The sequence below is a fragment of the Silvimonas terrae genome (assembly GCF_014202765.1).
GTDB lineage: Bacteria > Pseudomonadota > Gammaproteobacteria > Burkholderiales > Chitinibacteraceae > Silvimonas > Silvimonas terrae.
This window is the reverse complement of the sequence record NZ_JACHHN010000010.1, coordinates 82,110-103,740: the sequence shown is the minus strand read 5'-3', so window position 1 is coordinate 103,740 and position 21,631 is coordinate 82,110. Positions and strand designations below refer to the sequence as shown.

The 21,631-nt window shown below is 59.2% G+C and carries 25 protein-coding genes; 17 read left to right on the top strand and 8 right to left on the bottom strand.

Going from position 1 to position 21,631, the window contains the following annotated elements; all coding sequences use genetic code 11:
* The first annotated feature begins 205 nt into the window (after positions 1 to 205).
* From HNQ50_RS19640 to lnt, 9 genes are all read left to right on the top strand, one after another.
* The gene (locus tag HNQ50_RS19640) at positions 206 to 547 is read left to right on the top strand and encodes a hypothetical protein (RefSeq protein WP_184102922.1); all 342 of its coding nucleotides are present in this window, start codon (positions 206 to 208) and stop codon (positions 545 to 547) included.
* Positions 544 to 1,896 (top strand): tRNA (N6-isopentenyl adenosine(37)-C2)-methylthiotransferase MiaB, encoded by a 1,353-nt coding sequence (gene miaB, locus HNQ50_RS19635; protein ID WP_184102921.1) that lies wholly within the window; start codon positions 544 to 546, stop codon positions 1,894 to 1,896. Before HNQ50_RS19640 ends, miaB begins: the two co-directional genes overlap by 4 nt.
* Before the next feature lie 31 nt (positions 1,897 to 1,927).
* Positions 1,928 to 2,410 (top strand): NanQ anomerase/TabA/YiaL family protein, encoded by a 483-nt coding sequence (locus HNQ50_RS19630; RefSeq protein WP_184102920.1) that lies wholly within the window; start codon positions 1,928 to 1,930, stop codon positions 2,408 to 2,410.
* A gap of 19 nt (positions 2,411 to 2,429) precedes the next feature.
* The gene (locus tag HNQ50_RS19625; protein WP_184102919.1) at positions 2,430 to 3,071 is read left to right on the top strand and encodes a UPF0149 family protein; all 642 of its coding nucleotides are present in this window, start codon (positions 2,430 to 2,432) and stop codon (positions 3,069 to 3,071) included.
* A 9-nt stretch (positions 3,072 to 3,080) separates the two neighbouring features.
* Positions 3,081 to 3,503 carry an EamA family transporter gene (locus HNQ50_RS19620; RefSeq protein ID WP_308419189.1) on the top strand — a complete coding sequence of 141 codons (423 nt, stop codon included), beginning with the start codon at positions 3,081 to 3,083 and terminating at the stop codon, positions 3,501 to 3,503.
* A gap of 28 nt (positions 3,504 to 3,531) precedes the next feature.
* Complete coding sequence (locus HNQ50_RS19615) at positions 3,532 to 4,557, top strand: PhoH family protein (RefSeq protein WP_184102918.1); 1,026 nt, start codon at positions 3,532 to 3,534, stop codon at positions 4,555 to 4,557.
* On the top strand, positions 4,554 to 5,039 hold the full coding sequence (gene ybeY, locus HNQ50_RS19610; RefSeq protein ID WP_184102917.1) for an rRNA maturation RNase YbeY: 486 nt from the start codon (positions 4,554 to 4,556) through the stop codon (positions 5,037 to 5,039). Before HNQ50_RS19615 ends, ybeY begins: the two co-directional genes overlap by 4 nt.
* 64 nt (positions 5,040 to 5,103) lie before the next feature.
* The gene (locus HNQ50_RS19605) at positions 5,104 to 5,973 is read left to right on the top strand and encodes a CorC family transporter (RefSeq protein ID WP_184102916.1); all 870 of its coding nucleotides are present in this window, start codon (positions 5,104 to 5,106) and stop codon (positions 5,971 to 5,973) included.
* A gap of 29 nt (positions 5,974 to 6,002) precedes the next feature.
* A complete protein-coding gene (gene lnt, locus HNQ50_RS19600; protein ID WP_184102915.1) occupies positions 6,003 to 7,508 on the top strand; it encodes an apolipoprotein N-acyltransferase in 1,506 nt (501 codons plus the stop codon).
* Here lnt and HNQ50_RS19595 read toward each other — a convergent pair.
* From HNQ50_RS19595 to HNQ50_RS19580, 4 genes are read right to left on the bottom strand one after another with little or no spacing between them, the layout of a single operon-like run.
* Entirely contained in the window at positions 7,425 to 7,982 is a 558-nt protein-coding gene (locus HNQ50_RS19595; protein ID WP_184102914.1) for an RDD family protein, read from the bottom strand. The genes lnt and HNQ50_RS19595 overlap by 84 nt on opposite strands.
* Positions 7,982 to 8,308 (bottom strand): DUF3106 domain-containing protein, encoded by a 327-nt coding sequence (locus tag HNQ50_RS19590; protein WP_184102913.1) that lies wholly within the window; start codon positions 8,306 to 8,308, stop codon positions 7,982 to 7,984. Before HNQ50_RS19590 ends, HNQ50_RS19595 begins: the two co-directional genes overlap by 1 nt.
* A 35-nt stretch (positions 8,309 to 8,343) precedes the next feature.
* A complete protein-coding gene (locus tag HNQ50_RS19585) occupies positions 8,344 to 8,736 on the bottom strand; it encodes a DUF3619 family protein (protein WP_184102912.1) in 393 nt (130 codons plus the stop codon).
* Positions 8,737 to 8,747: 11 nt separating this feature from the next.
* Positions 8,748 to 9,362: an RNA polymerase sigma factor gene (locus HNQ50_RS19580; RefSeq protein ID WP_308419188.1), complete on the bottom strand. Its 615-nt coding sequence runs from the start codon at positions 9,360 to 9,362 to the stop codon at positions 8,748 to 8,750.
* 675 nt (positions 9,363 to 10,037) lie between these two features.
* Between HNQ50_RS19580 and ilvB the strand changes: the two genes are divergently transcribed.
* The 3 genes from ilvB (at position 10,038) to ilvC (ending at position 13,404) form a co-directional block, all read left to right on the top strand.
* On the top strand, positions 10,038 to 11,804 hold the full coding sequence (ilvB, locus tag HNQ50_RS19575; RefSeq protein WP_184102911.1) for a biosynthetic-type acetolactate synthase large subunit: 1,767 nt from the start codon (positions 10,038 to 10,040) through the stop codon (positions 11,802 to 11,804).
* 10 nt (positions 11,805 to 11,814) lie between these two features.
* Complete coding sequence (gene ilvN, locus HNQ50_RS19570) at positions 11,815 to 12,306, top strand: acetolactate synthase small subunit (protein WP_184102910.1); 492 nt, start codon at positions 11,815 to 11,817, stop codon at positions 12,304 to 12,306.
* A gap of 81 nt (positions 12,307 to 12,387) precedes the next feature.
* Positions 12,388 to 13,404 carry a ketol-acid reductoisomerase gene (gene ilvC / locus HNQ50_RS19565; RefSeq protein ID WP_184102909.1) on the top strand — a complete coding sequence of 339 codons (1,017 nt, stop codon included), beginning with the start codon at positions 12,388 to 12,390 and terminating at the stop codon, positions 13,402 to 13,404.
* A 69-nt stretch (positions 13,405 to 13,473) separates the two neighbouring features.
* Here the strand turns inward: ilvC and HNQ50_RS19560 are convergent, their stop codons facing one another.
* Positions 13,474 to 14,052 carry an acetate uptake transporter gene (locus tag HNQ50_RS19560; RefSeq protein ID WP_184102908.1) on the bottom strand — a complete coding sequence of 193 codons (579 nt, stop codon included), beginning with the start codon at positions 14,050 to 14,052 and terminating at the stop codon, positions 13,474 to 13,476.
* A 404-nt stretch (positions 14,053 to 14,456) separates the two neighbouring features.
* On the opposite strand from HNQ50_RS19560, the gene HNQ50_RS19555 reads away from it, so the two are divergent.
* Positions 14,457 to 14,867, top strand: a complete 411-nt coding sequence (locus tag HNQ50_RS19555) for a hypothetical protein (RefSeq protein WP_184102907.1) — start codon at positions 14,457 to 14,459, stop codon at positions 14,865 to 14,867.
* A gap of 39 nt (positions 14,868 to 14,906) precedes the next feature.
* On the opposite strand, the gene HNQ50_RS19550 is transcribed toward HNQ50_RS19555, so the two are convergent.
* From HNQ50_RS19550 to HNQ50_RS19540, 3 genes are all read right to left on the bottom strand, one after another.
* Entirely contained in the window at positions 14,907 to 15,566 is a 660-nt protein-coding gene (locus HNQ50_RS19550) for a PepSY-associated TM helix domain-containing protein (protein ID WP_184102906.1), read from the bottom strand.
* Positions 15,563 to 16,252, bottom strand: coding sequence for a Fe2+-dependent dioxygenase (locus tag HNQ50_RS19545; RefSeq protein WP_184102905.1), 690 nt, complete (start codon positions 16,250 to 16,252; stop codon positions 15,563 to 15,565). Before HNQ50_RS19545 ends, HNQ50_RS19550 begins: the two co-directional genes overlap by 4 nt.
* Before the next feature lie 83 nt (positions 16,253 to 16,335).
* The gene (locus HNQ50_RS19540; RefSeq protein WP_184102904.1) at positions 16,336 to 18,498 is read right to left on the bottom strand and encodes a TonB-dependent receptor; all 2,163 of its coding nucleotides are present in this window, start codon (positions 18,496 to 18,498) and stop codon (positions 16,336 to 16,338) included.
* Positions 18,499 to 18,755: 257 nt separating this feature from the next.
* Between HNQ50_RS19540 and HNQ50_RS22420 the strand changes: the two genes are divergently transcribed.
* The 4 genes from HNQ50_RS22420 to HNQ50_RS19520 all read left to right on the top strand — a co-directional run bounded on the left by HNQ50_RS22420 (position 18,756) and on the right by HNQ50_RS19520 (position 21,538).
* The gene (locus HNQ50_RS22420) at positions 18,756 to 19,403 is read left to right on the top strand and encodes an energy transducer TonB (protein WP_184102903.1); all 648 of its coding nucleotides are present in this window, start codon (positions 18,756 to 18,758) and stop codon (positions 19,401 to 19,403) included.
* 90 nt (positions 19,404 to 19,493) lie between these two features.
* On the top strand, positions 19,494 to 20,237 hold the full coding sequence (locus HNQ50_RS19530; RefSeq protein WP_184102902.1) for a MotA/TolQ/ExbB proton channel family protein: 744 nt from the start codon (positions 19,494 to 19,496) through the stop codon (positions 20,235 to 20,237).
* 6 nt (positions 20,238 to 20,243) lie between these two features.
* Entirely contained in the window at positions 20,244 to 20,660 is a 417-nt protein-coding gene (locus HNQ50_RS19525; protein ID WP_184102901.1) for an ExbD/TolR family protein, read from the top strand.
* Positions 20,661 to 20,812: 152 nt separating this feature from the next.
* Positions 20,813 to 21,538 carry a DUF899 family protein gene (locus tag HNQ50_RS19520; RefSeq protein WP_184102900.1) on the top strand — a complete coding sequence of 242 codons (726 nt, stop codon included), beginning with the start codon at positions 20,813 to 20,815 and terminating at the stop codon, positions 21,536 to 21,538.
* Positions 21,539 to 21,631 lie beyond the last annotated feature (93 nt).

Below are 21,631 nucleotides of genomic sequence, written 5' to 3'. Positions count from 1 at the left end.
GATGGGGCGATGATTTTATCCGGCCCAGGCTGCCTTCAGTCAGGAAAACAGCGGCGAATTGCAGGCAACATCCCCGAAACAGCAGCCAACCGCTAAAGTCCACAGCAGGCGCCCGCGCACTGGCGCACGCTATTAGACCGGCCGGCTTTCAAAGCGAGCGCCGAATTGCTAAAATTGTCTGTTTTTCAACGGGATAACACACCCCATGAAGAAGTCGTTTGCCGTTGTACTGGCTGTTCTGACCTTGTTTGTCTCCGCGTTTGCACTGGCTGATCGGGTATTTCCCGCCAATGGCCAGTTGGGCGTGCTCAATAGTTACCAGATTGGCGCGCTGACCATTGATGACGTCGCCCGCACGCCAGCCGCGGCGATCCGGGTTTACGGCATCAACAATCTGATGGTGCCAGCACAACAAGTCCCGGAGGATGCAGATGTCTGGTATGTCACCGAGGCCAACGGCAACGTCTGGAAAATCTGGTTGTTGACCCCGTCCGAACTGAAACAGCAAAAAGCCGTTATCAAGCAACAGAAGAATGCCGAGCAATGACCAAGAAAGTATTTATCAAGACCTTCGGCTGCCAGATGAACGAGTACGACTCGGACAAAATGGTAGACGTACTCGATGCCGCCGAGGGCATGACGCGGACTGACAACGTTGAAGAAGCGGATGTGATCCTCTTCAACACCTGTTCCGTGCGCGAAAAAGCGCAAGAAAAAGTGTTCAGCGATCTGGGCCGGGTCAAGCATCTGAAGCAACTCAAGCCGGATCTGGTGATTGGCGTGGGCGGCTGCGTGGCCAGCCAGGAAGGCGCCCATATCGTCAAACGCGCACCTTATGTGGATGTGGTTTTCGGCCCGCAAACGCTGCACCGCTTGCCTGGCATGATTGCCGAGCGTCGTTCCTCCGGCAAAAGCCAGGTGGATATCTCTTTCCCGGAAATCGAAAAATTCGATCATCTGCCGCCAGCACGGGTTGAAGGCGCCACCGCGTTTGTGTCGATCATGGAAGGCTGCTCCAAGTTCTGCTCCTTCTGCATCGTGCCGTACACGCGCGGCCAGGAAGTCAGCCGCCCGTTTGAAGACGTACTGGCCGAAGTCGCCGGTCTGGCCCAGCAAGGCGTGAAAGAAGTCACGCTGCTGGGGCAGAACGTCAACGCCTACCGCGGCCGCATGCTGGATGGCGAGGAAGACGACATTGCCGACTTCGCCATGCTGCTGGAATACGTGCATGAAGTGCCGGGTATTGAACGCATCCGCTACACCACCAGCCACCCGCGGGAAATGACGCAACGCATTGTGGATTGCTACCGCAAGCTGCCCAAGCTGGTCAGTCACCTGCATTTGCCGGTGCAAGCCGGGTCTGACCGCGTGCTGGTGAACATGAAGCGTGGTTACACCACGCTGGAATACAAGTCGCTGATCCGCAAACTGCGTGAAGCACGACCGGATATCTGCCTGTCGTCCGACTTTATTGTCGGCTTCCCGGGCGAAACCGACGAAGACTTCGAAAAGACCATGAAGCTGATCGATGACGTCGGCTTTGACGCCAGTTTCAGCTTTATCTACAGCCGCCGCCCAGGTACCCCGGCCGCCGATCTGGCCGATGACGTGCCGGAAGATGCAAAGACCAAACGGTTGTTGCGTCTGCAGGCCCGCATCCAGGACCTGGCAGATGAAGTCAACCGCAATATGGTCGGCACCGTGCAGCGCGTGCTGGTAGAAGGGATCAGCCGCAAGGACAGCAACCAGTTGGCCGGGCGCACTGACAATAACCGCATCGTCAACTTTGACGGCAACGCGCGGCTGGTGAATTCATTTGTGCATGTGCGGGTCACCGCAGCGTTGCCGCACAGCCTGAAGGGCGAAATTGTCACCACCGAAAGCGTAATGCGCTAAACCCGGGTTTCACATTGACACGACATGCACCATGATTCTGAGTGATCTCTCCAGCTGGAAAAACGGGTCGGCTTGTTTTCCCGCCCCGATCAACGCGGCACTGACGGCACTGGCCGGCCAGGATCTTGCGACCATGGCGCCGGGCAAATACCCACTGGCGGTTGAGGGCATGTTCTTCATGATCCAGACCCCGCTGACCGCGCCGGCAGAGCAACACCGGCCAGAAGCCCATCAGCAGCACGTGGATATCCAGCTGGTGCTGTCAGGAACCGAGCGCTACGGTGTGGCCAGACGCGGCCAGCCAGGTGAATCGGTCATTGAAAATCTGTGGGACAAGCACGATATCGCTTTCTTCGCCCCACCCGCCAATGAAGCTTTTTTTGACCTTGGACCGGATATGTTCGCGGTGTTTTTCCCCGACGATATCCACCGTCCGTGCTGCCAGACGGCGCATGGGCCGGAACAGGTTCGCAAGGTTGTTGTGAAAATCCATCGCAGCCTGTTCGGGCTGTGATTTCGGCAAGGAAAAGAAGATGCCCTCTCCCAAAGATAACGAATTGCTCACCACCCTGACCGAAGCTGAACTGGATGAACTGGCCACGTTCCTGGAGTCGGACGCGGCCCCGATCCAGTCTATGGATATTTCCATGCTGCACGGTTTTCTGACCGCGCAACTGGTCGGCCCGGAAGAACTGCCCCCGGATACCTGGTTTGGCCTGGTGTGGGGCGAGCGTGGCGAGAAGCCAGAATGGGAAAGCCGCGCGCAACAAGAGCGTATCGAAGGCCTGATTCTGCGGGTTTATAACCATCTGACCGATGAACTGAACGCCGAGCCGCCTTCATTTACTCCGCTGGTCTATCTGGATCAGGAACGTAATCTGGATATCGTGCAGCAGTGGTGCTACGGCTTTATGCTGGGTACTTCGCTGAACCCGCGCGGCTGGAAGCCGATGATGGATGACGAAGAAGCCATGCAGCTGATTTCGCCTATCCTGGATTGCTCTGATGAAGAAGCGCGCGAGCAGGCCGAGGCCGCCGGTGAAGACCTGGCGCAATTTGAACACGACCTGGCCGCTGCCCTGCCCGAAGTGATCCCAACCATCCGCGAGTACTGGCAAGAGCGCACGGAAGCCCGCGCCAGCCACTCCACGCGCGGCAGCCGTACCCGTCACTAAGGCGATACCGTGCAAAGCTGGATGATTCAAGCCCTGCTATCAGCCCTGTTTGCCGGGCTGGTGGCCGTTTCGGCCAAGGCAGGGCTGGCGCGGGTCAGCGGCGATCTGGCGCTGACCATCCGCACGGCCGTGATCATGTTGCTGGTGGCGGTCAACACAGTGGTCGGCAAACACTATCTGGAAATCAGCAAACTCTCGCGCAGCGACTGGCTGTTTCTGGTGTTTTCCGGCGCCGCCACCATGTTGTCCTGGTTGTTCTATTACCGAGCCGTCAAAACCGGGCCGGTGTCTGGCGTGGCGCTGATCGACAAAAGCAGCGTGCTGATGACCGTGGCCCTCTCGGTACTGATTCTGGGCGAAGCGCTGACCTGGCGTACCGTGGCTGGCGCCGCCCTGATGTTTTCCGGTCTGTTGGTCCTGACCTGGAAATAACTTTTTTGCAGTGGAAAACAAACCCACCTTGAATACGCAAACCGTTTCCTTCACGCCGGTGGACAACCGCCGGCTAGCCAATCTGTGCGGCGCGCTGGATGAAAACATCAAGCAGATCGAAACCGCACTGGACGTCACCATTGCCCGTCGCCAGGAGCACTTCAAGATCACTGGCCCCAGTAAAAAAGTGGAACTGGCGATTACCGCGCTGGAACACTTTTACAACGAGGCCGATGAAGAACTGGAACTCGATGACGTCCAGTTGGGCCTGATCGAGTTGTCCAACCCGGCCGAGTACGATGGCGCAGAAGATGGCATGCCCCAGTTGCGCACGCGCCGTTCTGATTTGCGTGGCCGCACCCCGCGCCAGTCGCAGTACATCCGCGCCATTCAGGAACACGACATCACTTTCGGCATAGGCCCGGCCGGCACCGGCAAGACCTATCTGGCCGTGGCTTGCGCGGTGGATGCGCTGGAACGTGACCTCGTCAAACGCCTGGTACTGGTACGTCCGGCGGTGGAAGCGGGTGAAAAACTGGGCTTCCTGCCGGGCGACCTGGTGCAGAAGGTAGACCCCTATCTGCGCCCGCTATACGACGCGCTGTATGACCTGATGGGCTTTGACAAGGTCACCAAGCTGTTCGAAAAAGGCATTATCGAAATTGCTCCGCTGGCCTTTATGCGCGGCCGCACGCTCAATCACTCGTTTGTGATTCTGGATGAAGCCCAGAACAGCTCGCCAGAACAAATGAAAATGTTCCTGACGCGGATCGGCTTTGGCTCCAAGGCCGTGATCACGGGCGACCCGACTCAGGTGGACTTGCCCAAGAACCAGAAATCCGGGCTGGTTGACGCCCAGGAAGTCCTGCTCAATGTCCGTGGCATTGCGTTGCACTACTTCAATAGTGAAGACGTGGTGCGTCATCCGCTGGTGCAGAAGATTGTCGATGCCTACGACAAAGCCACCAAACAGCGTGAGATTGAAGCCGCCCAACGCAAGGCGGAACGCGAAGCGCAAAAACGCGCCGAACAGGCCGGCGGTGAGGCGCAATGAGCAAGAAACTGAAACTGGCGCTGCAGATTGAATCTGCAGCCGCCGGCATCCCGCCCAAGAGTCAGCTCAAACTCTGGGCCGAGGCCGCTTTACGCCCCAATGTGAAGCAGGCCGAAGTCACCGTGCGTGTGGTCGATGCCGAAGAAGGGCAGACGCTGAACCGTGAATACCGCGGCAAAGATTACGCCACCAACGTGCTGACGTTCACTTTTGATGAAGACGGTGACATGCCCCAGATCCCCGGCCTGCCTTTGATGGGCGATCTGGTGCTGTGCGCGCCAGTGGTGGAGCGTGAGGCGAGCGAGCAAGGCAAAAGCCTGGACTCGCACTACTGCCATCTGCTGGTACACGGCTTGCTTCATCTGCAGGGCTATGACCACATCGAAGACGATGAAGCCGAGGCAATGGAAGCACTGGAAAGTCAGATCGTCATGTCTTTAGGTTATGATGATCCGTATCGCCTTGATCAAAAAAACGCCTGACCAGAACGCCCTCAACGGCGGGATCAGGCGCTGATCCCCCGGGCATTTAGGAGCAATCATATTTATGGACGAGGCCTCACAGCCTTCCACGTCGCACAAGCCGTCCTGGCTTGAGCGACTGACCCACTTTCTGCTGCGTGAACCTGAAGACCGCGGCGAGCTTGTAGACATCCTCCACTCTGCGTTTGAACGCCATCTGCTGGACGCTGACGCGCTGGCCATGATCGAGGGCGTACTCAATGTCGGCGACATGCAAGTGCGCGACATCATGGTGCCGCGCAGCCAGATGGACGTGATCGACATCGCCACGCCACTGGATGAGTTTGTCCCCTTTGTCATTGAAACCGCCCACTCCCGTTTTCCGGTGATTGATGGCGGCAAAGACAATGTGCTGGGCGTGTTGCTGGCCAAGGATTTGCTGCGCTATTACGCGCTGGATGAAGAATTTGATCTGCGCGACATGTTGCGCCCGGCCGTGTTCATTCCGGAATCCAAGCGCCTGAACGTATTGCTGAAAGACTTCCGCAACAATCGCAACCACATGGCGATTGTGGTCGACGAATATGGCGGCGTGGCCGGCCTTGTGACCATTGAAGATGTCATGGAACAGATCGTCGGCGATATCGAAGACGAATACGACTACGACGAATCCGAAGACAACGTGGTGCTGGATCGCAAAGGCCACTGGCGCGTCAAGGGTCTGACCGAAATTGGCGACCTGAATGAAGCGATCGGCACCGGTTTTTCAGATGAAGAATTCGACACCGTGGCCGGTCTTGTCACCAGCAAGTTCGGTCACGTCCCCAAGCGCGGCGAAACCATCGCCTTTGATGGATACCGTTTCCAGATCGTGCGGGCCGACAGCCGTCGTGTACACAGCGTATTGATTGAAAAACTACCGGAAATCACCGCACCGATCGGTGAAGAAGACTAATCCGGACTCCCCGTCGAACCAAGAACACCATGCGATTTTCTTCCTTGCGCGCCGGACAAAGCGCCTTGCTTGCGGCCAGCGGCGCGCTGACCGTCTTCGCCTTCGCCCCGGTGCGGGCCTTTGCCTTGATGTGGCTGGGCCTTGCCGTCCTGTTTATCCTGACCGGCCGGGCAACCACCGCAAAACGCGCCGCATGGCAAGGTTACGTCTGGGGTCTGGGCTACTTCTGCGCCAACATCTACTGGATCTTCATCAGCCTGCACACCTTTGGCGGCATGCCCGCCTGGATGGCCGCCGGCTGTGTGTTTCTGCTGGCCATGTATCTGGCGCTGTTCCCGGCGCTGGGCGCATGGTTGGGACACCGCGCTGGCACAACCCGGTTCTGGCGCACTGCTATCGCCCTGCCCAGCGCCTTCATCCTGAGCGAATGGCTGCGCGGCTGGTTGTTCACCGGTTTCCCATGGGCCAGCGTCGGCACCTCGCAATTGCCCATGACCCCCCTGGCCGGGTTTGCGCCGGTGCTGGGCGTGTATGGCGTGGGGCTGGTCCTGGCGATCTCGGTCGGCCTGCTCGCTGCACTGCCACGCAAACCCGCAGTGTGGGCCGGCGTGTTGGGGGCCTGGCTGGCTGGCTGGGGCTTGTGGCACGTTCAGTGGACCCACCCTGTTGGGGCGCCGGTCAGCGTGAGCCTGGCGCAAGGTGCCATTCCGCAAGATGAAAAGTGGGCGCAGGAACATTACCTCGATAACTTGCGCATCTATCTGCATCTGACCCGGCAGGCCAAGGGCGATATTGTCATCCTGCCAGAAACAGCCATCCCGTCATTTCTCACGGACACGCCAGACTGGTACCTGGATTACCTGCGCGCGGCCGTAGAGCCGCGGGCACTGGTCACGGGCGTACCGCTGACCGGCAAACACAAAGACGAGTACTACAACTCGGTCATGCTACTGACGGATGACAAAACACCGATCTACAGCAAGCACCATCTGGTGCCATTTGGCGAGTTTGTCCCGGTGCCGGCCCTGTTTGGCTGGATGTACCACTATCTGAACATGCCGCTGGATGGCTTCACGCCGGGTGCCGCCAAACAGGCCCCGTTTGTGATCGGCCAGACCACCCGGCTTGCGCCCAATATCTGTTACGAGGATGTCTACGGTCGGGAGATCATCAACGCACTGCCGCAAGCGACACTGCTGGTGAACGTCTCTAACCTGGCGTGGTTTGATGGTTCCTGGGCCGCATGGCAGCAAACCCAGATGTCGCAGGCACGCGCGCTGGAAACCGGGCGCTGGATGTTGCGGGCGACCAATACCGGCATGACCGCCATCATTGATGAGAAAGGTCAGCTCATCAAGGTACTGCCGGAACGGCAACGCGGGGTACTGGAAGGCATGGCGCAAAACCGGGCCGGTGAAACGCCCTATGCGCGCTGGGGCGACTGGATGGCCTTAGCTCTGGGGGGCTTCTTGTGGCTGCTGGCGGGGTTTTTTGGGCGCAAACACCAGGCGCGTACCAGCCAGACGATCGTGTAAGAACTGTTTGTCGCCGTCAAACCAGGCCCAGGCAAACGGGATAATGCACCAGGCCAGCGAAAACTGTGCCCACGGCAACCAGGATTGATCCACCCGCACCACCACCCACAACGGGACTACTGGCGCAAAACAGAGCAGACACACTGCAAAGCGGATGGACACGGCACGCCAGCCAGGAAGTTCGCCATTGAGTGCGACCAGCCGGATACGCCAGGTCTTCATGGCCAGCGTCTGGCCACCGCGCTTCCAGCACCAGGCAAAATAGCCAAACATGACCACCATCAGCCAGGCAAAAGACAGGTTACGCGCCCAGGGCAAGCGGGAAATCTGATCGACCGGCAAATGGGTAAGAAGCTGAAATACGCCCTGAAACAGCGCGCCGGCCAGCAGCAGCACCGGCACCAGCAGCAACAACTCATACCACCAGGCAAAAAAACGGCGCCACCAGCCCGCGCGACTTGTTACCCCGGCCATTAGCGCTTGGTACCCGCGGCACGCGGTGCGTTGGTGTGCTGCATGACCTGCTGGCGTTGTGCCGGGCTCATGGCTTTGTATTTGCGGTAGTTTTCGCGGGCACGTTCACGTTCTTCGTGCGACATGCTGGCCCATTGGCCAATACGGTCACGCACGCGATCCTGTTGCTCCGGGGAGAGGTTTTCGTAACGCTTGGCCACGCGCATGAGCGTGGCTTTGGAATCTTCTGGCAATTGATCCCATTGGCCGGCCACCGGCGCCAGCACTTCACGCTGTGCCGGATTCAGGTTCTGCCACTCGGCCGGATCGGCAAAGGCAGGAGCCATCAACATTGTCGCCAGCAGAGTGCCGGCGACCAGGATCAGTCGCGTTCTGTGGCTGGCGTATTGGACCATTTTTCAAACCGGGTATCGACAAAGGTATCCAGCGGCACTTCGTCGGCCAGCATCTGGACATCGACGGCAGTGCGCTCGGCTTCGATGGTGCGCACCTGCAGCTGCCAGGCACCGCCAACAGCCAGCAAAAGCGCAAACGCCACGCCGGTACTCCAGGCCGCCGGGTGGGCATGCCATTGTTCAGAGAACCAGTGAGAAGCGCCTGCAAGACGGTTGACCAGCGCGGGACGACGCTGCAATTGGGCCGCACGCGCCACCGCCTGCTGGCGCGCGGCCGCAAGCCGGGCTTGTGCCCTGGCGCTGACCGGTGCCTGATCCAGCACCGTTTTTACTTGTCGACCAAAATCGCTTTCTTTCATAGACGGACCGCTCATTCTCCTGTCCCTCCCCGTTTCCCGTACCAATCAATACCACGCCGCTGCAACCAGACCGAAAGAGAATGTGTGGCCCGCGAACAATGCGTTTTGACGCTGCCTTCTGAACACCCCATTGCGGCGGCGGTCTCTGCAACGTCCAACTCCTCCCAGTAACGCAACATGAAGGCTTCGCGTTGACGTGCAGGTAATTGTGCCACCCCTTCTTCAATCAAGGCCATGGTGCGTGCCTGATCGTGCTCTTCTTCCGGACTGGGCGCCTGCATATCTGCCCCCAGCCATTCGAGCGGATCCCCCGCGTCACCGTCGTCATCCTTGCTTTCGAACGCAGAGAACAACGTCACCCAGAACCCGCGCACTTTCTGCCGACGGAAATGATCACGAATGGCATTTTGCAAAATGCGCTGGAACAGCATGGGCCATTCTTCAGGCGGACGGGTGCAATAGCGGTCGGCCAGACGCATCATGGCGTCCTGCACGATGTCGAGCGCGGTATCTTCATCCTGCACGGCGTATTGCGCCTGCTTGAACGCCCGGCGCTCTACCTCGGCAAGAAATGCCGTCAGCTTGTCCGTTGCGTCGTCCAGGTTGAATTCTCCGTGTGTCGCCACATGGGGCAACAATGGGTTGATTGGGTAGCCGCGAATGTTAACAAAGCGCTGTAAGGATGTCCCTGATTATTTTAGCGATTTACATACCGTAAAAAGCCGCAATGAAACCGGGATCAGCTGCCGCATTGCCCCGCGTCCCCGCGAACGGGCCGCACCACCCCGACAGGCGCGCCGTGCTTGCCAAACGGCATTGATTCGGGTAGGGTTTTGCGTTCTACACCAGTCAAGTAATGCGAACCGGCCTAACCGGCCTGTTCGCGCCGAACGGCAACCGCCAGCGCATTTATATCTGGTCGTCACTTTGCGGGCCACAAGCCCTTGCATGTAGGGTTGCACAAACGGGTCACCCCCTGGTCGTCAAGAGGAGCCGCGCCACACGCACGGATGCACGCACACCCGCGTTCATCAATCGCGTTATACGGTACGGTTAACTTCGATACGGCCCGGTATTTACCGTTTATGCGAGCTCTTTGACGGCGGCAAGCCCGGTACAGATCAAATCAGGATCGCAATCGATGTCCTCTGGATATATTGCGAGCAAGGCCCCGGCGGATCGTCCATCCCGCGCTGTGAACAGGCGCGTGCATGCCCCATTGTGGTTTCGCCTCTTTACCCCTTTGCTCGTAAGCCATTGCGGTGCTGATCCCGTTAATTCGTTTGCACAAAGGTTGACCCATGGAGATTTCGGGCTCTGAAATACTGGTGCGCTGTCTGCAGGAAGAAGGCGTTGAATTCGTCTTCGGTTATCCTGGTGGCGCAGTCCTTGAAATTTACGATGCGATCTTTCGCCAGACCGCATTCAAGCACGTCCTCGTTCGTCACGAACAAGCTGCTGTCCATGCCGCTGACGCGTACTCGCGTTCCAGCGACAAGGTGGGCGTAGCGCTGGTGACCAGCGGCCCCGGCGCGACCAACGCGCTGACCGGCATTGCGACGGCGTATATGGATTCCATCCCGCTCGTGGTCATTTCCGGCCAGGTGGGCACCAGCGCCATTGGCCTGGATGCCTTCCAGGAAGTGGACATGGTGGGTTGCTCGCGTCCGATCGTGAAGCACAACTTCCTGGTGAAGGATGTGCGCGATCTGGCCGAAACCATCAAAAAAGCGTTCTACATTGCATCCACCGGCCGTCCGGGCCCGGTCGTGATCGATATCCCCAAAGATGTCTCGATCCTCAAGACCGAATACAAATACCCGGAAAGCGTGACCATCCGCAGCTATTCGCCGCCGACCAAGGGTCACCCGGGCCAGATCAAAAAGGCGATCCAGCTGATCGCGGAAGGCAAGCGCCCGTTCCTGTATGTGGGCGGTGGCGCCATTCAGGGCCGTGCCGCCAAAGAAGTCACGGAACTGGCGACCATCCTAGGCATTCCGGTCACCAATACGCTGATGGGCCTGGGCGCCATTGACGGCACGCACCCGTCGTTTGTCGGCATGCTGGGCATGCACGGCACGTACGAAGCCAACCTGGCCATGCAGTACTGTGACGTGCTGATTGCGGTGGGCGCGCGCTTTGATGACCGTGTCATCTCCGTGCCGAATCATTTCCTGTCCAACCCGAAGAAGATCATCCACATTGATGTGGACCCGTCTTCGATCGCCAAGCGCGTGAAGGTGGACATCCCCATTGTGGGCGACGTCAAGCACGTGCTGACCGACATGATTGCGCACCTGCGTGAATCCGGTCTGCGTCCGAACCCGGCCGCGCTGGATGCCTGGTGGAATCAGGTCAACGAATGGCGCAAGCCCAACAGCTTGCTGTACACGCCATCGACTGAGGTCATCAAACCGCAGCACGTTATCCAGACCCTGTGGGATGTGACCGGTGGCAATGCCATTGTGACGTCCGACGTGGGTCAGCATCAGATGTGGGCTGCGCAGTACTACAAATTCCGCCGCCCCAAGCAATGGATCAACTCTGGCGGTCTGGGCACGATGGGCTTTGGCCTGCCGGCCGCCATGGGCGCGCAGCTGGCCAATCCGGATGCACAAGTCGCTTGTGTGACCGGTGAGGGCTCCATCCAGATGAACATTCAGGAACTCTCGACCTGCAAGCAGTACCACACGCCGGTCAAGGTGCTGAGCCTGAACAACCGTTACCTTGGCATGGTGCGTCAGTGGCAGGAGTTCTTCTACGGCACGCGTTATTCCGAGTCGTATATGGATGCGCTGCCAGACTTTGTGAAAGTGGCAGAGGCCTATGGTCATGTCGGCTTCAAGGTCGAGAACCCGGCCGACGTGGAACCGGTACTGAAAGAAGCGTTCAGCGCCAAACTCAAAGAGCGTCTGGTGTTTATCGACTTCCGTACTGACCAGACCGAGAACGTGTTCCCGATGGTGCAGAACGGTCGTGGTCTGAACCAGATGGACTTGCCCCCGCACATGGCCGGCATGCAGCAATCGCCGTTCGAAAACAACCGTGACTACGGCAACTTGAGCTAAGGGAATGAACATGCGCCATATTCTGTCCATTCTCATTGAGAACGAAGCCGGGGCCTTGTCCCGCGTGACGGGCCTGTTTTCCGCCCGCGGCTACAACATTGATTCGCTGACCGTACAGACCACCGAAGACCCGACCCTGAGCCGTATGACCATTGTCACGCACGGTTCGGACGAAGTGATCGAACAGATCACCAAGCAGCTGAACAAGTTGATTGAAGTGGTCAAGGTGATCGATCTGAACGAATCTGATCACATCGAGCGCGAACTGATGCTGATCAAGGTGCGTGCAACGGGCAAGGATCGCGAAGAAATGAAACGGATGGCGGATATTTTCCGTGGCCGTATCATTGACGTGACCGAAAAGACCTACACCATTGAATTGACCGGCCCGGGTGAAAAGCTGGATGCTTTTATCAAGGGGCTGGATTCGACTGTCATTCTGGAAACCGTGCGGACGGGTGCTTCTGGCATCGGCCGTGGTGAACGTATTCTTAAAATCTAGTGAGGCGTGAGGCGTGAGGCGTAAGGTGAAAAAAACACCACCCCTCACTCCTCACTCCTCACTCCTCACAGGAGTAAACAAATGAAAGTTTATTACGATAAAGACGCCGACCTCTCCCTGATCAAGGGCAAGAATGTCACCATCGTTGGCTACGGTTCCCAAGGCCACGCCCACGCCCTGAACCTGAAGGATTCCGGCGTGAACGTCACCATCGGCCTGCGCAAGGGCGGTGCCTCCTGGTCCAAGGCGGAAGGTTCGGGCTTTGCCGTGCAAGAAGTTGCCGACGCCGTGAAGGCCGCCGACGTGGTCATGATCTTGTTGCCGGATGAAAACCAGCCGGACGTGTACAACAAGGAAATCGCCCCGAACATCAAGCAAGGCGCCGCACTGGCTTTTGCTCACGGTTTCAACATCCATTACAACCAGATCGTGCCGCGCGCTGACCTGGACGTGATCATGATCGCTCCGAAAGGCCCGGGCCACACCGTGCGTTCCGAATACCTGAAAGGCGGCGGTGTACCGAGCCTGATCGCTGTGTACGCGGACAAGTCCGGCAAGGCACGCGATATCGCTCTGTCCTACTCTGCAGCCAACGGCGGCACCAAGGGCGGCGTGATCGAAACCAACTTCCGTGAAGAAACCGAAACCGATCTGTTCGGTGAACAAGCTGTGCTGTGTGGTGGCGCTGTTGAACTGGTGAAGGCCGGCTTCGAAACCCTGACCGAAGCAGGTTACGCTCCGGAGATGGCTTACTTCGAATGCCTGCACGAACTCAAGCTGATCGTTGACCTCATGTACGAAGGCGGCATCGCCAACATGAACTACTCGATCTCCAACAACGCCGAATATGGCGAGTACCTGACCGGTCCGGAAGTTGTGACCAGCGCGACCAAGGCCGCGATGAAGCACGCACTGACCCGCATCCAGACTGGCGAATACGCCAAGCAGTTCATCCTGGAAGGCAAGACCAACTACCCGGCCATGACCGCACGCCGTCGTCTGAACGCAGAGCACCCGATCGAGAAGGTCGGCGCCCAACTGCGCGCAATGATGCCGTGGATTGCCAAGAACAAGCTGGTTGATCAGTCCAAGAACTAAGACTGGTTGATGGCTTGAACAAAAAAGACCCGCTGCTGCGGGTCTTTTTTTATGCCTTGCGTCTGCAGATCAGGCGGGCGCTTTCTCGCCCAGTGGCAACACCACGCGGCCATAAACCTCGTTGAGCACCTGTGCCAGCGCGGCGTACATGGCCGACAGACCGCAGAAGATGCCTTCCCAGCCGGCAATACGTCCGATCATGGCGTCGCCCAGCGCATCACCCACTGCCAGCAAGGCAAACAGGATGACCAGCGAGCCAAATACCACCCGTGTCGCCAGATTCATGGTGAGCGTGCCGACAAACATCACGGCGGTAAAGAGGCCCCACATGACAAAAAACGCCACCATGCCCCCGCTGGCCGTTGGCACGGCCACGCCCAGCCTGGGCAGGATCAACAAGGCCACCAGCGTTAGCCAGAACAGGCCGTACGAGGTGAACGCCACCGTGCCAAAGGTATTACCCTTTTTCCATTCCATCAGCCCGGTAAACACCTGGGCGAGGCCACCATAGAAGATGCCCATGGCGAGGATCATGCTGTTGAGCTCATACAAGCCAGCGTTGTGCAGATTGAGGAGGACGGTGGTCATGCCAAACCCCAGCAGGCCCAGCGGGGCGGGATTGGCGGTTTGATCGGCGGGGTAAGACATGGGGGCTTCCTTGGCAAAATTGCTTGCTTTGCGCGCGCGCAAAGGGCGAGATTCTGCAGCGGAATCGCAATCGACCAATCGATGTTAAATCAAACAATGTGGTCGGATTTCCCTGAAAAAGAGCACTTTCATGCTGTTATGCATGCCGATGGCCATGCCACCCCAAGGCCAGTCACTTTCGTGGAAGGTGCTCCACTGCCGTTCCTGACAGTGGGCTTTGTATCCGGTCGGCAATATAATTGCCGCCTTATTTAATCATCTCCCTCATTCATCCCTCCAGCATGAAGACCCACCACATTTCCCTGATGTTGTCCTGCCTGATTCTTGGCGCTTGTTCAAACCTCTCCAGTCCAGCCTACCTGACGCGCTCTTACGCCGAGCCTGAGGCGGGGCCACGTGCGCGCATGCGTATCGTGACCAACGGGGTGGTCCGGCTGATTCCGGATGCAGATTGCCACGATGAATCCAAAGGGGTGGGCGGCATTGCGGCCAACAATGCCATGACCTTGCTGACCGACAGTCATTTAAACCGTCAGAAACTGGGCATGCCTGGGCAAAACATGGAGGCCCACGTGATGGTTTCTGAGGTTTACGTTCAGGCAGGCAAACCGGTCAATATCGATTTCATGGCCCAGCAAGATGCCGGCAATGGCAATGCCTGGCTCTGCGCTTCAGACTGGACTTTTGTGCCGGAGGAAGGCAAGGACTACGAGGTGCAAGGGCGTCAGTATGGCGCTCAATGCATTTTGAGAGCCACTTTACTGGACGGCCAGGCGGTTGGCCGCCCGGCGCTCAGAACGTGCCCGGCCAAATAACCGGGCATCGCCGTTCCACTTTGCGGGTAGCGAGAAAGGTTACGCCAGCACCGACCAGCACCCCCAGGCAATCGCCCCGCCAATCAAACCCAGCGCGGCCAGACGCGGGCCGTGCAGACGGGACCACAGCAGAAAGCCGGTAATGCACAAGGTAATGAGGGCGCCCGCCAGAGTATCAACCAGCAAAATCCAGCCCACGCCAGCGCCTACGCCTTTGTGCAGGTTGGTGATCACGCCCCAGAAGTTGGTGTCGGTGCGTTTGACTTCTGCCAGGCTGTTGCCTTCGGTCCAGGTGGCGCTGACGCTGTAGTTGGGCTTGGCCAGCGTGACTTGCCACTCTGCCGGTTTTTGCACCGGCTTGTCATTCCAGATCACTTCCTTGGCCGGCGTGGTGCGTACGCGGGCGTGGCCGGGGATGCCGGCATACTGGCTGAACCATTTGCCAAAGGCTTTCGGGTCATCCCGCGCGTCAGCCGGCACTGGCACTTGCACCGCACTCTCAATCGGCGTGACGGCGTTGATTTTCATCTGGGCGCGGTGGTTAAGCACAAAGCCGGAGATGCCAAACATCAGGCCCAGCGCAGCGCCCCACAGGCCCAGCCAGGCGTGGACGCGTTTGAGCCATTTCAGGAAGTTGCCGGTACGCAGGCGGTCGGGCAGGAAGCCTTTGTGGTTTTCGGCAAGCAGGCTGTTGATCATGTGTTACTCCACATTCTGAGCAGGTTGTGATAGTTGCCGACCAGCGTGGTACGCGCGCTGTCGTCGGCCTGGGTGCGATTGAGGGTCTGGATGGCAGTGTCGAGTTCGTACAGCAGCGTGCGCTGGCCGTCGTCCCGCACCATGCTTTGAATCCAGAAAAAACTGGCCAGCCGGGTGCCACGGGTCACCGGGGTGACGCGGTGCAGGCTGGTGGAGGGGTAAATAATCATGTCGCCCGCAGCCAGCTTGACCGCGTGCATGCCGTAGCTGTCTTCAATCTGCAATTCGCCCCCGTCGTATTCGTGCGGTTCGGCAATGAACAGCGTGGCGGAGATATCGGTGCGGATCTTGCGGCCGCCGCTGCCGGGAATGATGCGGATGGAACCATCGACGTGACTCCCAAAGGTCATGCCTTCGCCATAGCGATTGAACATGGGTGGGTAGATCACGTCGGGCAGACAGGAACTGATAAAGAGCGGGTTGCGCTCCAGCATGGCCAGGATCAGATCACCCAGTTCATGCGCCACGGGCGAGTGTTCGTCGATCTGCTGGTTGTGTTTGACCGGCGCGCCCTGAAAACCGGCGGTAACGCGGCCATCCACCCAGGCGGCGCCGGCGTTTTCCAGCGCCTGGCGCACATGGCGCAGTTGCTCCGGGTTCAGCACTTGAGGTATGCGGACTAACATGACATTCCTTGATGGCAAACCACAGTACGGACAACGCCGCCCCGGCGCGGATTGCGGCAGGGCGGCGTCATGACGACTGCGGATTACGGGTGGTACGACAGCGTCAACAACGCGGTGCGGGCAATACCCGGCGTGGCGCGGCCGCCGTCAGAGGCAATCACCGAGTCGTAGTAATACTTGTCGGTCAGGTTCAACAGGTTCAGGCGAACGTCATAGGTCTTCTGGTGGTACGCCACGGTGGCATCCCAGCGGGCATAGCCCGGCACCAGCACGACGTTATTGTTGGCCGCATACCGGCTGGACATCGCCAGCACGCCACCGCCGATTTCCCAATCATGCGTCAGGCTGTACGTGCTCCACACGGTAGCGGTGTTCTTGGGCGTATTGGCCAGCACCTTGCCGGCGGTGCCGTCCAGCGCGCTTTCCACCTGACCATCCAGGTAGGTGTAACCCGCGAACATTTGCCATTGCTTGGTGATCCGGCCAGCGACGCCGACTTCAAAACCATCCACGCGCACATCGCCATCCAGCTGGTACAAGCCCGTGGTGGCGTCTTGCGTGCGGGCATTGGTCTTTTCAATGCGGAACAGCGCGGAGTTCAGCGACAGATCACCGCTGAAGAAGTCCCACTTGCCGCCCACTTCATAAGACCGGTTCTTTTCCGGGTCCAGGTTCTGCGTGCCGTTGGTGAGCGTGAGCGCTTCCAGCGACGGGTTGAACGAGGTGCCATAGCTGACGTAGTAAGACTGGGCATCGGTCGGCTGGTAAATCAGGCCGGCGCGGACGCTGGTGAAGTTGGTGTCATTGCTGGCCGAGAGCGGCAGGCTGACCGAGTTGTGGATATCGCCATCGAAACGATCCCAGCGCAAGCCGGCAATGGCCTTCCATTGCGGGGTGAACTCAATGGTGTCGTTGGCATAGAACGCCAGCGAATTGGCCGTCGATTCCGCGTAGTTACCCTTGGTGCTGACCGAGTTGGCCGGGCTGGACAGGTGCGCCGGGTTCAACATGTCCACAATCGGCAGATTGTTGCGGCTGTAGGACTGGTTCTCGTACTTGTCGTAGCCGATTTCCGCCCCGGCCAGTACGGTGTGCTTGACGCTGCCCGTGTTGGTCTTCCAGATCAGGTCGGTCTGGTTGTAGACGGATTGATCGGTGATATTGCGGTCATGGCTGGCCAGTTGCACCCGCAGCGACGACAAAGGCAACGTGGTCGGGTTGCCTTTGGTGCGATCCAGCGCAACGCCACTGGGGGTCAGCACGGTCGAGAGCGCCGTTTCAATGGCGTCGGTTTCGTAATGGCTGTACTGCGTGTTGTTGCGCAGAGTCAGGCTGTCGTTGATCTTGTGCTCGATATCGGCACGCACCGTCGCCACGGTCTGGTTGGTGCGGTCATCGGTCAAACCGTAGAAGTTGCTCTTGTCGACATTGGCCGGACGCCCATTCACCGACGGGATGCCGTAATCGGGCATATCGTGGTTATGTTCCAGCAGGGCCGACAGCGTAATGGTGGTCGGGTCGCCAATACCAAAGGTCACCGACGGCGCCAGGCCCACATCCTGGTTAGAGATCACATCCCGGCTGGAATGCTGGTCTTGTGCCATGCCTTCGATACGCCATGCGGCGTGATCATTGATGGCATGACCGGTATCGAACGTCGCGCGGTAACGGTCATCGGTGCCGATGGTCACGTCCACTTCGCCCACCGGGGCCAGTTGCGGCTTCTTGCTCACCTGGTTGATCACGCCACCAGTCGAACCACGGCCAAACAGCATGGACGACGGGCCCTTCAACACTTCCACCTGATCCAGATAGAACGTATCGCGATAGTACTGGCCACGATCGCGCACGCCATCCAGATAAATATCCGTGCGGGCAGAGAAGCCGCGCAGGTTGATGTTGTTACCGATCTGGCCGCCTTCTGCGCCGCCAATGGTAATGCCCGGCACGTTGCGCAGTGCATCGGTCAGCGAGGCCACACCCTGGGCATCCATGACCGCGCGGTTCACCACCGTCACGGTTTGCGGGATGTCGCGCACAGCGGTCGGCACCTTGCCGCCCACGGTGGAGACATTGCCGTTGTAATCGGTGCGGGTCTGCTCACGATCTGCAGCAGCGTTGACGTTCACGGTCTGCAGGGTTTGTTCTGCAGCGGCAGGTTGGCTTGCTATGTCATCTGCATAAGCGGCGGATGCGGTAAAGGCTGCGGCCACAAGGGCGGCAATCGGCTTACGGGCCATGGGCATGATGCAATGTCTCCGGGGGACTTGGCTGCGTGGCGTTAAACCACGGCACTTGTTAGGTCCGCATGCTCAGATGCATCCCACCGGCAAGCACAAGCCCGGGCAGCCCTGCCCGAACCTGCTTTTGATCAACCTGCCCTGAGATACATATCCGGCGAGCGGATTTTCTTTTTGGTTTCGCCTGCAATGGCTTTGCAAATGCGAAGGGTTATCATTATCATATTGGTCTTCGCACAAACGCAAGTAATTCTCATTTAGATATGGATCGCAACCAGGCAACCCGTCTCGGGCTGGTCACCGGCGCACATGTGCTGTTGATTGGCGCGCTGCTGCATACCGTGCAGACCCAACCGCCCCTGCCACCCAAAGAAATTACGGTGACGCTGGAAACACCCGCGCCACTGCCCGTGGTTGCGCCACCAGAACCCAAACCGCCGCAGCCCAAGCCACGCCCACAGCCCGTGATCAAGCGCGAGCCAGTGCCCAAACCGCTGCCGAAAATTCCGGTCGCCAGGCCCGATCAGGTCGCCACCGAACCGCCCCCCAAGCCCGTGCCGGAAACCCCGCCACCGCAGCCTGAGGTCAAACCTGCTCCGGCGCCGGCCCCCGCGCCCGCCCCGGTATCGCAACCCCGGGTCGATGCCAACGCCACTGGCAACATGAAGCCGCCCTACCCGCCGGTATCCCGCAAGTTGGGCGAAGAGGGTCGTGTGTTGCTGGAGGTCTATATCGAGGCCAATGGCAGCGTGGGCGATATCCGCATCAAACAGTCCAGCGGCTTCCCGCGGCTGGATAACTCGGCCCTGGAAACCGTGCGCAAGTGGAAATTCACCCCTGCCAGACAAGGCGGGCAGCCGATTGCCATGTGGTACGTGCAGCCGGTGACGTTCTCACTCAGCCAGTCTTGAACGCACGTATCAAACAAACCCGGTCGTGCCACGGTGCGGCCAGCCCGGATTTTTGAATTCTGAAATTCTGAAATAACAAGGAGTCAATCCATGCAACCGCAACAGTTCAGCCTGTCCCACCTGTGGGCCCAGGGTGATTTTGTCACCCACGCCATTGCCCTGATCTTGCTGGTGATGTCCATCTCCAGCTGGTATGTGATCGTCACCCACACCCTGCGCCTGATGGCCAACCGCCGCCGCGCCGCCGCCGCGCATGACTTCTGGCATGCCCATCGCTTTGACGAAGGCCTGGCACAACTGACCGGCAAGACCCAGGACAACCCGTTCCGCCTGCTGGCGCTGGAAAGCCAGGCCGCCGTGGCACACCACCGCGACAATCAGGCCGATCTGCATGGTCAGCTCTCGCTGAATGACTGGCTGATCAGCAGCCTGAACGGTGCCATTGAAGAAGGTACGGAGCGCATGCAACGCGGTCTGTCCCTGCTGGCTTCCGTTGGCAGCACGGCACCGTTTGTGGGTTTGTTCGGTACGGTGTGGGGCATTTATCACGCGCTGATTGGCATCTCTGCCGCGGGCGCCGCCAGTATCGACAAGATCGCCGGCCCGGTGGGCGAAGCGCTGGTGATGACGGCATTTGGTCTGGCGGTCGCCATCCCGGCAGTGTTGGCCTACAACGCGCTGGTGCGCGGCAACCGCGCCGTAGTCGGCAAGCTCAACCGTTTTGCCCAGGATCTGCACGCTTACTTTGTCACCGGCGCCCCGGTGGCTCGCGAACAAGCCCAGTCCAAGCCGCAACTGGCGGTGGTCAACGGCCAGCCCAAGAACGCGGGGTAAGGGATCATGGCATTCAGCAAATCCATTGGTGACAACTCGGACGTGATGAGCGAAATCAACATGACGCCGCTGGTCGACGTGATGCTGGTGCTGTTGATCATCTTCATGCTGACTGTGCCGGTACTCACGCATGCCGTTAAAGTGAACCTGCCGCGCGCCGCCAATCAGCCGGAAGTGGTCAAGCCGGAATCCATCAATATCTCCGTCACGGAAGATGGCTCGGTCTACTGGGATGAAGCCAAACTGAGCGATGCCGAATTCAAGCAGCGCCTGGCCGTGGCCGCCGCCAAAGAGCCGCAACCGACCATGCGCCTGCGCGGGGATCGCAAAGTGCAGTATGAATATGTGGCCAAAACCATGGCCGCGATTCAGCAAGCCGGTATCGAAAAGCTGGGCTTTGTGACCGAACCCGGTACGCAATAAGCCAGCCTGCTCCGCCAGTTGCAAACAAAGCGCCCATGGGGCGCTTTTTTCATGTCTGCCGCTCAGCCAGGTGGGCGGAACCGTGCCATGTGGCGGGGCCTCCAACCGGGTTCTGGACGCACCCCATCCACCCCACGTTCCTGGAGGCCCACATGAGCAAACCGCAATGGCAGCCTGCCCAAGCACTGGCAGCCCAACATCACCCCCGCTATCCGGGTGAAACGCTGGCCTATCGTGAAGCCCGCAACGCCTTGCTGGCCGAAGAAATTGAACTACGCCGGCAAATTGAGCGCGTCGCCGCCCTGCGCCGCACCCTGCCCACCAGCGGGGATGTGCCGCAGCACTACCGCTTTGACAGTGCGGATGGCCCGGTCACGCTGCAACAGATGTTTGGTGAGCACGACACACTGGTGATCTACCACTGGATGTTTGGCCCGCAGCGCGAACGGCCCTGTCCCATGTGTACTTGCCTTTTGAGCGCCCTTAACGGCGAAATGCCAGACATTCTGCAACGCGTCGCCTTTGGCGTCGTCGCCCGCGCGCCCATCGAGCGCATGCAGGCGTTTGCCAAAGAGCGCGGCTGGCACCACCTGCGACTGTATTCAGCCGGGGGCAGCAGTTTCAACCAGGACTACATTGGCGAAGACCCGAACGGGGACGATACTCCCGGCCTGAATGTGTTTGTACGTATTGGCGACAGCATCAAACACTTTTACGGCGACGAAATGGGCCCGGACACCGCCGACCCCGGCCAGGACCCGCGTGGCGCGCCCGACCTGATGCCACTGTGGAATATTCTGGATCTGACGCCAGGCGGGCGGGGGACGGATTGGTATCCGCAGCTGGATTACACGGCGGATGGGGGGCATTGCCACTGAGTGTGGCCGGATCGCCCAGCGTTGTAGCCCGGATGAAGGCCGCCAGGCCGGGAATCCGGGGTAGCCCTGACCGTTCCTGCCAACTCAACGACG